The 15,360-nt window shown below is 47.0% G+C and carries 7 protein-coding genes; 3 read left to right on the top strand and 4 right to left on the bottom strand.

Annotated elements, in window-relative coordinates:
• Positions 1-223 precede the first annotated feature (223 nt).
• The gene (locus RIE73_RS37090) at positions 224-3,808 is read left to right on the top strand and encodes a GAF domain-containing protein (protein WP_446405933.1); all 3,585 of its coding nucleotides are present in this window, start codon (positions 224-226) and stop codon (positions 3,806-3,808) included.
• Positions 3,809-4,301: 493 nt separating this feature from the next.
• Here RIE73_RS37090 and RIE73_RS37085 read toward each other — a convergent pair whose 3' ends face one another.
• Positions 4,302-5,360 (bottom strand): ParA family protein, encoded by a 1,059-nt coding sequence (locus RIE73_RS37085; RefSeq protein ID WP_446405932.1) that lies wholly within the window; start codon positions 5,358-5,360, stop codon positions 4,302-4,304.
• Positions 5,361-6,004: 644 nt separating this feature from the next.
• Positions 6,005-6,634 (bottom strand): CatB-related O-acetyltransferase, encoded by a 630-nt coding sequence (locus RIE73_RS37080; RefSeq protein ID WP_446405931.1) that lies wholly within the window; start codon positions 6,632-6,634, stop codon positions 6,005-6,007.
• Positions 6,635-7,092: 458 nt separating this feature from the next.
• Here RIE73_RS37080 and tftA point away from each other — a divergent pair, with 458 nt between their 5' ends.
• On the top strand, positions 7,093-9,726 hold the full coding sequence (tftA, locus tag RIE73_RS37075) for a hormogonium tapered terminus morphoprotein TftA (protein WP_446405930.1): 2,634 nt from the start codon (positions 7,093-7,095) through the stop codon (positions 9,724-9,726).
• Between the two features lie 110 nt (positions 9,727-9,836).
• Here the strand turns inward: tftA and RIE73_RS37070 are convergent, their stop codons facing one another.
• The gene (locus RIE73_RS37070) at positions 9,837-10,247 is read right to left on the bottom strand and encodes a hypothetical protein (protein WP_446405929.1); all 411 of its coding nucleotides are present in this window, start codon (positions 10,245-10,247) and stop codon (positions 9,837-9,839) included.
• 455 nt (positions 10,248-10,702) lie between these two features.
• Positions 10,703-13,792, bottom strand: a complete 3,090-nt coding sequence (locus tag RIE73_RS37065) for an efflux RND transporter periplasmic adaptor subunit (protein WP_446405928.1) — start codon at positions 13,790-13,792, stop codon at positions 10,703-10,705.
• Between the two features lie 669 nt (positions 13,793-14,461).
• On the opposite strand from RIE73_RS37065, the gene RIE73_RS37060 reads away from it, so the two are divergent.
• A partial coding sequence (locus RIE73_RS37060) for a DUF4114 domain-containing protein (RefSeq protein WP_446405927.1) occupies positions 14,462-15,360 on the top strand: 899 nt, incomplete at its 3' end.

The raw sequence follows: 15,360 nt of genomic DNA, 5'->3' as shown, positions 1-15,360 counted from the left end.
TCACCCTGATCGTCTACCCATTTTAGTTGAGTGATAAACCCGGTTGAGTTCTGAGTGTTGAGTAGGGGCTATTTTTAAGTAGTCGGACTAAAGAAAACAGCACGCCCACGCTTGTTTTGTGTAAACAAGCCTCAAACCCTGACAAAGGACGTAGCTTGCTTCTCAAAAAGCGAGTATCACAATCACTAATCAACAAAGACTCTCATTTCAAGGACTTTATTTCATGGCTACCCAATTTGATCCACTGAACACCTATAATCCTCAATCCCATGAAGACACTTTGAATAGAGGGTATCCAAATAGTGCAACGAATTATCCCAACTCTCAACTCCCTCTAGAACCCGTTCCCCCCCCAGAAATGACGCCTCCAGAAGCGAAAAAACAGCCTTCTTTCCTAGAGCGTACTCTTCCGGCTGGCTACAATCGGTTATCATCGCCAAATAGTACGCCCTTGCGGATTCAGTTATTACAAACCATTTTGCCTGCTGTACTGGTTCCCCTGGGATTAGCCGGATTAGTGACTTATGGGATTATTTCGGGACGCAGCCAAGAACAAACGGAGCAGTTACTACAAAATGAAGCCTTATTTGCCAGTGATGTTGTGAATGAATTATTAACTGAATCGCAAAAAGTACCAGAAATATTAGCGAATAACCCGTTAGTCATTAATGCCGCTAAAAATACGGCAACTGTAGCGCAAGAAGAAGGGCTGCCAACGATTCCGATTGAGCAGCTTGAACAAACCTTCGCCACGAATAAAATTGTCCAACCCAATGTCTCTCTGAATAGTTATTTGCAGAGAACGGCAGAAATTAGCGAATTTGCAGAGCTGTTTTTTACCGACAAGCATGGATTTAATGTGGCATATAGTCGCCCAACGTCCGACTTTGTGCAACGGGATGAACAATGGTGGCAACGAACCAAAACCGAAGAGGGTCAGTTAATCGAACCAACCTTTGATCAATCGGCAAATACGTTTGGCATTGAACTGAGTCAAGCGATTACTGATCCAAACTCCGGTGAATTTCTGGGTGTGGTCAAAGGTGTCTTACCCGCCACAGCCTTTGGTACGGTGCTGAATAATTTGCTCTCCGACTTACACCTGGTTGATTCTCAAATCGTACAGCTTTTAGCCCTGAACCAAGAGGGGAACTTCAGCGTCATTCATACGGTTGGGGTTGAGGATGGAGACACTCAGAAGGCGGTTTTAGGCGGTGATGCGATCGCCCAAGCTGCTAGGATGTTACTTGATCGTCCAGAGTCTCAGAACCCTGAGTCGGAATCGGTAGCCAGTAATTTACCACTTAAGGATTTAACCCTAGAGTCCGTTCAATCCCAGGTTGGTGATTCCCTAAACAGCGCTAGCTTTGCATACGCGGGTCGCCGTTATCTTCTGGTCACCGTTCCCAAAACCAACTGGGTGATGGCGGTTTCCATGGAACTGGGTGATCTCCGCCAAACTGGGTCGCAAGCGGCGTTAACCTTTTCCTTAGCCTTCCTGCTGTTAGGCGGTGCGATCGCCGCCACTTTACTATTTTTAGCCCGTCGTTTGGCAATGCCTTTAAAACAATTGGTTAGCACGGCGGAACAGATGATTGCTGGGGATCTGAATGTTCAAGCTGAACCCGTAGGTCCGACGGAAACTCGCCTCTTGTCCCAAGCATTTAATAATCTGGTCACCAGTGTCAAGGGACTATTGTATCAGCAATCGGCAGAAACGCAACAGGCAGAATTATTTGCCAACATCGCCGCTTCCCGCGCTCGGACTGAACGCGATTTAGAGGAAGTCTTCCAGGCGGCTGTTCAGGGAGCGTTGCCAATTCTGGGTGTGGATCGGGTGGTGATTTATCGGTTCCAACCTGACTGGCGGGGATACATTTCCAATGAAGCCGTCGCCCCCGGTTGGGTTCGGGCTTTGGGGGATAAAATCGAAGACGCTTGTATTGGGGATGCTCTGATCGAAGCTTACCAAAAAGGACGAGTTGTACCCACAAATAATGTTTTTGAAGCGGGTTTTCATCCGGATCACCTCCAGTTAATGGAACGGTTACAAGTTAAAGCCAATTTGGTCACCCCCATTCTCAAAGATGAGCAGTTATTTGGTTTACTGATTGCCCATCACTGTAATGCGCCCCATAATTGGCAACCGTCAGAAATTGAGTTTCTCAAGAAATTAGCGATTCAAGTTGGTTTGTCCTTAGACCGGGTGAACTTCTTGGTCGAAAAAGAAGCAGAAACCGAACGGGCGCAACAATTGAACGAAATTACCTCAAGTATTCGGGAATCCGTGACCGTGGAGGAAATTTATAATGCTGCGATCACAGGAATTCGCCAAACCATGAAAACCGATCGCGCGATCGTTTATCTATTTGACAAAAACTGGAAAGGAACAATCACGGCTGAATCGGTGGCGGACGGGTTTCCCAAAGCCTTGGGCGCGAATATTGCTGACCCCTGTTTTGCCGAGCAATATGTGGAGAAATACAAGCGGGGACGAGTCAAGGCGATTGCAGATATTCACAAGGCGGGTTTGAGTGACTGTTATCTGGGTCAATTGGAACCCTTTAAAGTCAAAGCCAATTTAGTCGCACCGATTTTGGCGTATGGGGATCTTCACGGCTTGTTAGTTACCCATCAATGTTCCAGTACCCGGGTGTGGCAAGACTCAGAAATGACCTTCTTTAAACAGGTGGCGATTCAACTCGGTTCAGCCTTAGATCGTTTAGATTTCTTAGCCCAAATCGAGCAATCCCGTCAAAAAGCCGAACAACTGGCAGAGGAGCAACGTCAACAAAAAGAAGCGATTCAAATGCAATTAGTTGAACTGCTCAATGATGTGGAAGGCGCAGCCAGAGGGGACTTAACAGTAAGGGCAGAGGTCAACATTGGTGAAATTGGCACTGTTGCTGACTTTTTCAACTCAATTGTGGAGAACTTGCGGCAAATTGTCACGCGGGTACAAGAGTCAGCGATTCAGGTGAATATGGCAGTTGGTGAAGACGAACAAGCGATTCAGCAACTGGCAGAAGCCGCCCTGAAACAGGCAGAAGAAACGACTCAGATTTTAAATTCTGTGGAACAAATGACCCGTTCCATTGAAGAAGTGGCAGAGAACGCTCGCCAAGCGGCAGTTGTTGCCGGTACAGCATCCAATACCGCCCAAATGGGTCAAGCGGCGATGGATTTAACGGTAGAAAATATCTTAAATCTACGGGGTGCGATTGGGGAGACGGCGAAAAAAGTGAAGCGCTTGGGTGAGTCGTCACAACAGATTGCTAAGGTGGTGTCTATCATTGAGAAAATCGCCCTACAAACCAACTTACTTGCGATTAACGCCGGGATTGAGGCAGCACGGGCTGGTGAAGAGGGTCAAGGCTTTGCCGTTGTTGCTGAAGAAGTCGGAGAATTGGCGGCAAAATCAGCGGCGGCGACTCAAGAAATTGAGGAAATTGTTGAGAGTATTCAACGGGAAACCGCGATGGTGGTTGAGGCGATGGAACAAAGCACCAAGCAGGTGGTAGAAGGAACCCAGTTGGTGGATGATGCCAAGAATAGTTTGGGTCAAATGTTAGAGGTATCCTATCAGATTGACCAATTGGTGCAGTTAATTTCTACGGCTACGGTGTCTCAGACGCAAACGGCGCAAGCGGTGAGTAGTTTGATGTATGAGATTGCTATGGTGTCAGCCCAAACCTCGGATTCCTCGACAAAAGTGTCAAATTCGCTGCGAAAAACGGTGGAAGTGGCGCGAGAGTTGCAGGCGTCTGTGGGGACGTTTAAGGTTGATCCGCAACTGGATTATGAGTAAGGTTTTGGTTGTGGTGTAGGCGCTATTTGTAGGGGCAATTCATGAATTGTCTCTACAAGAGATTAAATTGTAGGGGCGGGTTTAGGGATTCAAGCTAGTTTGTCATCAATAACTGAACAACAAAACCCGCCCTGATTCAATTGTAGAGAAGAAATTGTACGGAGTTTCTGGGCGCACATCAGTCATCCGTGTCAACTTAAGATGAAAAGCTCGGTTGAGCAAGGGTGTCGGGTGTCGGGTATCGGGATGGAATTGTCTGTTGTCGGCTAAAAAACCTCATACCTACCACCATTCACCTCACCTATTCATCCACGTTTTTTCCAAACAGGAAACTTTAATACATAGTGAGCCAAAATTGCTCGCTTTCCCCCACACCCGGTCACCCCATACCCCACACCCAGTATCCTATCGTGGGTAATGTGGCTTAAGTTGACACCCATGCACATCAGTGCGCCCCTACAATTTAATCCATCCAATTCGGTACGCTATGCCACTATAAAGGCGCGGTGGGTGTTGACAACTGTTTTACTCCTGTTCGTTGTGCGATCGCACGAGCCAATTTTTCAAATTCTCGGTAGACATTCCTCACCGCATAAGTATGAGCGCCAATCGCCCCGTCAGCCGGTTTGAGGTGAAAGATTGGCTTCCGGGCTTCCTGAGCCATGGGCATCAAACTTTGATAGTTTTTCAGTAAGGCTAAACAATGCCGATCATCGGCTACAGAAATATTATAAGTCAACGGCTGATCTAATACATCTTCATGATAAACCGTTGGAATACGCGCAATCCAACGGTTGTATGCCTTGACTGGGCGATCTAATCGGGCTGAATGTTGCAAAACCACGTATCCAATCGGCTGCATTTTGCCTTGAGGAAGCTGTAAATCTGTGGCTAAACCCTTCTTTCCTGGAGAACTTGTTTTAGCTAGTCTCTCTTGCCATTCTTCGCGCCATGTCCGCAATGTTGGACCCAGATTACGCAAACCTTGCAACGAAAATAAATCCGGTGAAAGGGGAACAACTACATAGTCGGCTGAAATTAGCGCCGCCCGATTGATCGCCCCCAAATTAGGACCTAAATCCAGTAATATCACGTCAGCGTTATGAGCTGAAGCGGCTTTTTGCATAATTCTCCAGAAGGCAGACATAACGCGAAATGCTCTTTCTTTCCCATCTAAACAATTTGACCACTGTCCTGAAAGATCTTCCTCAAAACCAGACAGATCTAAATCGCCCACTAAAAGAGCTAAGTCTCCTCCAAAAGGTGATAACTGAGCTTCTTCAATGAATTCCAGATAGGGATTATCAATATTACCTGTTCCTTTTAATAGCGGCTGTATACAATTAAAAACGGTATGAGCATCCTTACCTAACCAAAGTTCTTCCAATCGCTCCTCGTCCAGAAATGCAGCCGTCAGGTTAGCTTGAGGATCAAGATCGGCGGCAACAACTCGCAGCCCCATATCTTTATACATCCAGGCTAAGTGATAAACTAATGACGTTTTACCCACACCGCCTTTGTTGTTGAAAAAAGCAATAATCGTTGTATTCATAATTTTTTCCTAACTGTCACTAGCAGATAGCAGATAGCAGATGGGCATCTTCTTCCAAATCATTTAGCAGAGTTGCCAACTCCTGATCATTCATTCAGCCCTCCTTGGTAATACTTTTAGCTTAACTCGTTGTTTCTATAGTAGTAGTCTTTGGCTGATACGGCTTTAACACCGTCTACCCGTGCGGAGTCGGCGTTGTCTTCGCCACTACCTTGATTGTCAACCGAATATCGGGATTTGATCCCAATCGAGAAGATGAATCTACAATGGGTAAAGAAGGATGTGAATTGTAGCAAATACGGGAAACATTATGACACCCATTGTTAGCCTAAAACAACAGTTATTGAGGGAGGTTGAAGCACTCCCCGAAGAGCGACTCCAAGATGTATTGCAATTTGTGTTGCTATAAACAACTATTGCGGGCAAATAAGAAACTTAATAAAAAAAGACTACAAAAAGATATAAGAATTGCCGCCATAACACTTTCAGTTAATGGGGTGATGGTTACTCGCAACCAACGGGATTTCTCTCAAGTTCCCGGTTTATCACTGGAGGATTGGACACAAAACACGTCGGGTTAGGGTTTGAGTGAGTGACAGGGAAAGACGCGATCGCACTTAATCAGAACCTTCTAATTGACCGAGTTATACAGCTTCCTGTAATGCCTGTATATCTGAACCGCAAATGGCGTTCAGATTACGGGTAATCTTCTCAATATCCCAGTTCCACCATTGAATTTCTAACAGTTCATTAATAATGTTATCGTCAAAACGCTTGCGGATTTCTCGCGCCGGATTTCCACCCACAATCGCATAAGGTTCAACCGGGCGAGTTACCACTGATGCGGTGGCGATAATTGCCCCATCCCCGACATGAACACCGGGCATAATGGTAGCGGCATACCCGATCCAGACATCATTCCCAATCACTGTATCCCCTTTGTAGGGGAAGGTATCAGGCATAGCGACTTCCCAGCCGGAACCAAAGATGGGAAAGGGATAATTCGTCATCCAATCGGTGCGATGATTTCCTCCATTCATAATAAATTTGACATCTGAGGCAATCGCGCAAAATTTGCCGATGATTAGCTGATCGCCCTCAAAATCAAAATGATATAAAACATTTCGTTCAAAGTTTTCGGGATTCTCAAAATCATCGTAATAGGTGTAGTCACCAACAATAATGTTCGGATTCTTGATAATATTCTTTAAGAAGACTAACCGCCTTTGGTCGGCTAATGGATATTTGCTGTGGGGGGAAGGTCCATAAATCATGAGACATGCTAGCGACTAGTACAAGAAGGCAGAAGTCCGAAGGCAGATGGCAGAAGGCTATAAGGAACATAATGTAGCTGCTTTTAAGCAGCTTGTTAACTGGTTAGTATTTGAAGCCGCGCTGCACTAGACGTCACCACGACACCAATAAAGTCAGCCTGGGCGGACTGGAATGATCGAGGAAATAGATAACTCGGATTTGGTATAACGCGATCGCGGATTCCATGGCTATTTCTTAATCAAATCTTAATAGTTGCCGCCTTGAGTTTGATGCAATTGACTCTAGCCTCTCTTGAACAAGACATCCCCGTAAATCCCTGGACATAAATTTTGTCTGCTGTACTAAGAAATGTTAACGAGTCTTAAATCCTTACTGTTGCCTAATCTCAACCGTTAACTTGAATTTTGTCCGACGACTTAGGCAATATAATACAATAACTAAAATTGCTCTAAATTATATGGCTTTAACGCTTAAAATAGTTGAAGATACCCTCCTCAAACAGCGACCTGTCGATAGTAGTCAAATCTCTAACCCTGATGACCTGTATGGTCTGACGCAAGGGACAGAGTTAGCACTGCACAGTTGGGACCCGCAGGACGGAGAACCTCACCATATCCGGGTGGCGTTTGCCAACCACCTGTTCAACAACAAAAATACCTGGTACGTCTTCACTGACCATATTCAGATTTGGGATGGCGAAACCGTGGTGCTACCGCCAGTGTCTCCCCCCGGTTCCACCCAACGCCTGTATAGTGTGCGTTCCTGTTCCACCCATGTGGTGCGGGGACTGGATCAACAGGTGATTGATGAGATGAACTTTATCACACCGGACACCTTGGTCAGTTTTGAAGACTTGAATGTGCGTCTGGGAAAAGCCGTGTGGCCCTTTCTCCAGCCTGCTGCCAAAGCCGCCCTGGGGCGGGCAATTCGCGATCGCGGCATTCCCCTAGTCATCAACTCCGGGTATCGCACCATTGCTCAACAACTGATCCTCTACAATCACTATCGGGGAGGTCGTCGCTGTGGGATTCAACTCGCCGCCCGTCCACCTCGCAGTAATCACCAAAGTGGTTTAGCGATCGATATCCAAGATACCGATGGCTGGCGATCCTTTCTAGAACGACATGGCTGGCGATGGTTGGGTCCGAGGGACTATCCTCACTTCGACTATATTCGCGGCGGACGTGATATTCGTAGCCAAGCGGTACTGGCATTTCAACGGGTTTGGAATCGATACAATCCCCAGGATCGAATTGCCGAAGACGGGGGTTACGGACCCGCCACTGAACGGCGACTGAATCGGAGTATTATCGGCGGTTTTGGGCAAGTCTGGCAGGGTTTTGAAATCCTTAAGTTGACCAGTCCCTACATGCATGGTGAAGATGTCCGCAAAATACAGCAAGCGTTAGCAGATGTCAAAATTGATGTTGGGGTAGATGGCGTGTTTGGACCAGGAACTCAAGCAGCAGTGAAGCTGTTTCAAAAGGCAAGGGACTTGATTAGCGATGGTGTGGTGGGACCCGCCACTCTGGTACAACTGGGATTTTTCGGCGCACCTGCGGTTGTTTCGCCGCCTAAACCTGAACCGGAACCGACTCCAGAACCTGAACCTGAACCTGAACCACCTAAACCCCCAACTCCACCCCCAACGGCTGTTGGGCGCATCTTGATTTCTGCGGGTCATGACCTTAAAGATCCCGGCGTTGTTGCCTTAGGGACGACAGAAGCCGAGGAAATGATTCTCACTCGTAACGCCCTGGTGCAGGAACTCCAGTCACGCGGGGTTAATTTCCTCACGGTACCCGATGACCTAGATTTGGAGGGTACAATCAAATGGATCAACGATCGCGTCCTACCTGGGGATGTGGCAATTGAACTGGGTGGTAATGCCTTTAATGGTTCAGTTCGAGGGACGGAAGTCTATTATATTGATGGAAACGAGGAACGCAAAGACGATGCTAAGTTGGTTTTAGAGGCATTCTTGGAAAAAGTTCCCGAACTGCGTTTACCCGGAAAACCCCTCTCTCGTGGTGTTAAACCGGATACCTTGAGTGCCAAAAATCAGCTTCCCTTTTGTCGTGAAGTCGCGGCATCATCGATTATCTTCAATATCTGTTTCCTCGACAATCCCGAAGACTTAACCTTACTTCAAGAAAACCGCGATCGCTTTGCTCAAGGGTTAGCTGATGGCTTGCTGCAATGGAGTGGTCAAACGGCAAAATCGGATCAAACTTCACCCCATTTCCGACTGATTAATATCAAAATTCAAAACTACGATCATGACGAAAAAGGGCTTCTGGTCAATGGGAATTCCTATATTCCAGCGGATCTGGTGGAAAACTTAGGCGTTAATCTGACCATGGAATCGGATATTCGCCAAATCAGTTATGGCAATGTCGTGTATGTAAAAGCGGTTGATCTCCAGCCCTTTAATATCTCCGTCGGCTGGGATAGTGATACCAGAACGGTATTACTGAATACAGCGACTCAAACGGATTTGGATGAGTCTGACAAGATTATCTGGTTTGGCAATGCCACAGAAGCGGATTTGAAAGCCTTTCTCACCAGTAATAATGAAAAAGCGCTCGACCAGTTCCCCGACATTCATACCATTTACATTGAAGAGGCGGAAAAAGAAGATGTCAATCACGACATTGCCTTTTGTCAGATGTGTCTGACGACCAACTTTTTACGCTTTGGCGGTTTATTACAACCGGAACAGAATAACTTTGGTGGTTTAGGGACAGCCAATAGTGATCCAGCGGGTGCATTTTTCCCGGATATCCGCACAGGTGTGAAAGCGCACATTCAGCATCTCAAAGCCTATGGGACGACTGCACCGATTGAACATCCGCCCATCGTCAGTCCTCGGTTCCAGTTTGTCTTACGCGGGAGTGCGCCTTCGGTGTATGACTTGAGTCGGCGCTGGAGTGCTGATCCGGAGTATGGGAATAAGATTATGGCATTGGTGCGGCGTTTGCATGGCGTGGTGTCTGATGTGGAAGACACGCCTCAATCCTTCTTTATGCGTTTGAGTCATACGGTAGCGCCTATGGAAAATAATGGTAGCGATAGTCCCTGTGGGCTTTAATGTTACCTTTGGTTTCCCTGTAGGGGCGACCCGCTTGCAAAAATTAACAACGGTGTCCCTTTAATTTGCTCGGGTCGCCCTTTACCTCCCTGTTTAAAGGTTCCCATGCTTCACGGCGAAAGAAGTCGATACTTCACGTTCACCACTTGCTCACTATCCAGGGATGATCCACCCGCCGAAACCTCCAAGTCGCTTAACTCTAAATGAGTGGAGGGGTAATCGTCGGAATCAGATGGCGATTCTTCAGCCGATAATTTTATGCCAAATACCGAGATGGCGGGAGTTTCATTCTCTGATTCATGATCAGGTAATGCTAGAGATTCAGGTTTAGATCTGGATGAAGCTTGAGGGAAAAACGTCGTGTTATCGTTGAGGCTACGACTGTCTAGTCCCTGTAGCGACTCACCAGATAGGGTGGCGTTGTCGGGTTGAGAGGGTTCAATGGGCATAGCGCTGACGGTTGGTGTCAAGCCAGCGACAAGTACGCCAGCACCGAAAGGGATGATTATTTCACGCATCATTACCGTTGGTTGTCCTCGGAGTTGAATGGTTAGTTTGGGCAGATACACCCGGTCAGTTGATTCAGTAGCGGTGAAGCATTTGGAGGAAAAGTTTGGACGAGTATTCTAATCGATTATCCGGCAAATGCTTAGTTGATTTCACCAGGTTTGTGTATTATTGAATACATTTTTGGGAAGGATTTTGTTTCTTTCCCCTGCGATAAACTGACTTAATTTTAAACTTTAGCAATGTATTGAATCCAGCGTATCTATCCAAAGGCAAGTCATAAGTAGGTGGACTTTCAGTAAAGTTAACGGTTGAGATTAGGCAACAGGCAAGAATAAGGGTTTGAGGGCGATTTACAAAACTTAATGAGCGTGCCGTTTTCTTGTGTCCGACTACTTACTAATGGAGAACTCCTGTGAAGCGGGGAAATCGCCACAGGAGAGGTTAATGCCAAATTCTCCATCTGCATCTACTTTTCCGTTTCTCGCCACAGGAATCGCTCTAAGGGAACTAAGCGCATCAGTTCTCGCCCTAAACGTTGATACAGGGGAATCCGTTCTGAGTAGATTTTGGCATATCCTGTGGCTCCTGGATAGAGTTTACCATCACTATTATCCACGACAATTTCCACTTGGGCGATGGGTTGGGGTTGGGAGGGTTCGTGCTGGATTTGAGGCAGAATTCGTTGTACGGTGGCGGTGTAGGGTCTGAGTTTAGCTTGGCGGGGACGGAAGGTAACGGGTTTATGGTTTTCTACATATTCTAAGTCTTCTTCCTTAATGTCTACTGTGGCGGTGAGGTTGCTGAGTTCAGCGATTTCTAGGAGGAAGTCTTCGGTGGGTTTGAGTTCTTGATTTTGCCGCAAGTCTAAATCATTGGTGAGGATAACCCCGGCGATGGGAGAGCGTAGGGTAAGATTTTGTTTATGGGTTTTTAGTTCAGATAGGCGGTTTTTTAGCGTCGCGATCGCTTGTTGTTGAGTTATCATTTGGGATTGTGCTGTGGCAATCATTTCCGAGGCGTCAATGGCGGCGAGTTGGGAGGCGGTTTCGGTTTGTAAGTCCCGGGCGGTATCGGTTTGGTTTTGTTTGGCGGCGGCGATTTCTTGGGTTTTGGCGACTAGATTGCTTTCAATGTTGTGGAGTTCACTTTCGACTTCATCGCGGCGGTTGCGGGAAATTGCGCCTTGTTCGTAGAGGGAATCATAGCGTTGTAGTTTTTCCTGGAGTTCGGGGATGCGTTCCTGGAGGCGTTGGCGTTGGGTGTTTAAGACTTGAATTTCTGGGGTGAGTTGTCCTTGGGTGAGGGCTTTTGCGCGTAAGCTTTCTCGACGGGTTTTTGCCATCATTGCTTCAGCTATGGCTTGGACTTCTACGAGTTGGGCTTCGGCGCGGATGCGTTGTTTCTGGGCGGTGTCTAAGACTTGATGGGCTTGGACGAGTTGTTGTTCGATGGTGGCGATTTCTCGGTCTAATTCTAGACTGGATAATTGTGCCAGAATTTGTCCGGGTTGGACGGTTTGTCCGGGTTTGACGTAGATTTCTGTAATTACTCCGGCTATGGGTGTGCGGACGATGGTTCTAGCGCCTTGGCGGGTTTCGAGTTCGACGGAACCCCCGACTTCAAAGGAGGTGGGGATAAGGCTGATTAGGCTTACGCTGGTGGCGATGGTGAGGAGGATGGCGATTTGTTTGAGGGGGAGGTGGGGTTTGCGGGTTGGGGGGGCGAGTTGTAAGGGTTGGGAGGGGTTCATGGGGGTTAGGGGTTGGGGATTTTTTTGAAACGCAGAGGTTCGCAGAGGGAAGCGCAGAGGTTCGCAGAGGGGTTTGGAGGGATTTGTTTGTTTGTGTTTGTCTTTCTGTACCTCGGCTGGTTTTTGGGGGAAGTAGTAGTAAATTGCCCAAATTGTGAGTAGGGTGATTGTCCAGAAGGGGATGTTGGTTAATGTCCAATTGGTGATTAGGGTGAAGAGGCTACCGAAGACGAAGAGGATATAGAGGAGGCTGAAGGGGGCGTAAGTGGCGAGGATTAGGCGATTGTGGCGGGGTTCGGGGCTGGGGTGTCGGCGTAGTAGGTTTCGGTAGAATTGGAAGGAACGAGTGCGGAGGTTGTTAATTCCGGTGAGGGCGACGGCGAGATAGTAGCCGTCAAATTTTGCCAGGGGATTGAGATTGAGGGCGATGGTAAAGAGTGCGGCTACCATCAACAGATAACTGGCGGTGGCTAACCAATTGGCTGAGGATTGCCATAACCAAAAGGCGATTGCAGCGATAATTAGTTGACAAATAATACCAGCGCCGACGACTAAAATTCGTTTAAATCGAGATAGGCAATAGGAATCCGTTGTATTGGTATAAGCCGCTGGCATTAGAAACATGAAAAGTAGCCCGAATTCGGGAACAATGCCGTTGTAATGTTTCAGGGTAAAGGCGTGTCCAAGTTCGTGTAGGGTGACGACTAACATGGCGAGTAGGGCAAAGGGGAATAGAAGGGAAATGCCCTGATTCGCGACTAATTGTTGTCCGGTGAGGATAATTTCGGGACGTTGGGATAAACCAATAAAGAGAGAAATGGCTAAAAAAAAGCACAGGATGAGGCAAGTTGAACGAGTCCAAATCCAGTGCAGTTTAGTGATATGTCGAGTTAACCAAGCGTCGGGATTCAATAGGGGAACTTTGAAAAAGAGGAGTTGGAGTGGGGTAAATTTCCGTTTGGGAGGTTTGGCGGGTTTGGTTCCAACTAACATCCCGGTGGCGGTGAGAAGTTGTAGCAGGTAGCGGAGTTGTTCAAGGGTGAGGTTATTGTGTTTGGCGATATCGGCGGGGGGATGTTTTCCCAGTTGCTCGATGGCGGCTTTACTGTGAGAATCAACTTGGAGAAAGGTGACATCTTCGGGATTGCGTAGTATCCAATAACCATCGGCGTGGGGAATCCATTGAACGCAGGATTTGAGTTGAAGTTTGGCGGAATTGGGGGGTGGAGAATTTGGCTGGTGTTCTGTGTTATCGGTGTCTAATATCTTATTGTCTATCGGGGGCTGAGAATGGGGTGGGTTGGGAATTTCTCTGCCATTGTTTATGTTTTGCCCTCTGTCTGCTGCAACATCTGGGTTAGGTGTAATATCATGTCCGCCTAAATAACTGTAATATCCTTCTTCCTTGCAACTTTGCTTCTTCCCTTCTGCCCTCTGCCTTCTGCCCTCTGCCTTGTCTCCACCTAAATGTGAGTATTCAACCGGACATAATATAATCGATTCATCGGATGTGAGAATGCCAAGTGTAATCAGTTTTTGCCATAAATCTAGGACAAAATTCGGGGAAATTGCTGTACCATATTGTTTCTGACATTGCTGTTGAAGTTGAGTCACCGTGAAATTTCCGGTGAAATGGCTGAGGGCGTAAACCTCGGCTGGAGATGAGGGAAACTGACGATTATCGTGGCGCGATCGCAGAGTATACTGTTTGGAGGACGCCTGTTGGCTGAGTTGCCAGTGGGGACTGATGTCTGGACAAATCCAGTCGGGTTGTTCTTTGGCTGTGAATTTTTTTCCAACCTGCATGATGTTTGTAGTAGATGCCTATTTGCAGGGTAAACGGAAAGGTTCAGGGAAATCAATCATTTTTCATCCCTTTATCAAATCTTTAAGCAGAGACTTACGGGGTTCTACGACAAATAGCTGACATGGGGAGTTTACCGTCTCCGTAATTTTACGGAGGATAGGCTGATGTGTGAATTGTGTAGGGGCGGGTTTCACGACTATCTTTTCGGTTGCACCCAGATGTAACTAAACCCGCCCAGACTGTAACATTTACGACCTGTCGCTGATTGTCAGGAAAAAGTTCCCCGCTTTATGAAAACTTAATAAAAAACTCAAGGCAAAGTTTATTATTTTGGGGTAGGATAGTGAACAAGCTAGATTTCCGTTCAGTTGATTTTCCCTTCAACTTAATACGTTTTCTGTCCGATTGTGCTGCTGGCAATTGCTGCTCTATTCAGTAACAGGATTTGCTGGACAATTTGTTTACATTGACTGGCAGCAGCGTTTGGGTTTCAGCGTGCTTATTCAGTGTTTCCTTAATTCATCGTCATAATTTTGGGCTTGGCTCAAGTCGAACTTGCCTGCGAATTTGAATGGGTTTAACCCCTTAGCGACTCATAGCATCTGATAGATTTTGCTGCTTGGCTGAATCGGTAATTTTACCTGCACTATTCCACAAAAGGGTCATCTATGCCTTGGTTTAATTTTTTATCAAAGAAACGTCCTGCTGCTCAAGGATTTGCGCCGAAAAAGAAGAGTCAGGACTTACCGCAAGCCTTTATTTTAGAACCGATTTTAACGCCCAGTGGTTTATTGGATGGCACGGATAATCCTATAGATATCGTGGATATCGATATCTCGGCTGACCAAATTGCTGATATTGATATTCCGGAGATTGAGGAAGGGTTTGGCGATAGTTCAGAGCATGATTTAGGCGAGATTGCCTTTGTAACCTCGCTTGAAGGAGAGGAAACCTTAGAAGAGATTCCCTTTGTTACCTCACTGGATGACGTGGCGGAAAGTGAAGCCACTGATGAGGCGCTGACGGAAGAAACGCCGTTAAATGAATCGCTGTTAACCGGGTTAGACAGTTCTAGTCCCACATTTGAATCCGGCGTGTTTACGGTTGGACAAACTGGGGACGTTAGTGTTGATTTCCTCTTTGATGGTGGGGGATATGAAGGTGAACTCGCCGTCTTTAGTTTAGAGGGGATGGAGGAGTTTGAACCGGGTTCGGAGGCGTTTATTCAGGAAGCGGCGTCTCGTGCTTTGAGTGATTCCGAGTTAGGTCATGTTGTGATTAGTGACCAAACGGAAGGGGCGCGGTTCGTTGGTGAATTAGGAGAAAGCGACCAAAATTCTGGAGAGTATTTGGGAGTTAAGACAGTCCAAATGCGTCCAGGGGATGAATTTGGCTTTATGTTGGTTCCCAATAATACAGTACAACGGGTGTTTGATAATCCGGATGTGGGAGGGGCGGCGCGTCCCCTATTTTCTATGGCGACAGCGAATCCAGATGATGGGTTTCATGTCGGGCAAATTGCCGATGTCACCGGGGATGGAAGTACCTTTGTGATGGAAGATTTGCG

The organism is Coleofasciculus sp. C1-SOL-03 (assembly GCF_040220555.1).
Classification (GTDB): Bacteria; Cyanobacteriota; Cyanobacteriia; order Cyanobacteriales; family Coleofasciculaceae; genus Coleofasciculus.
The sequence above is the reverse complement of the archived record's forward strand: the minus strand, read 5'-3'. Positions and strand labels throughout refer to the sequence as shown.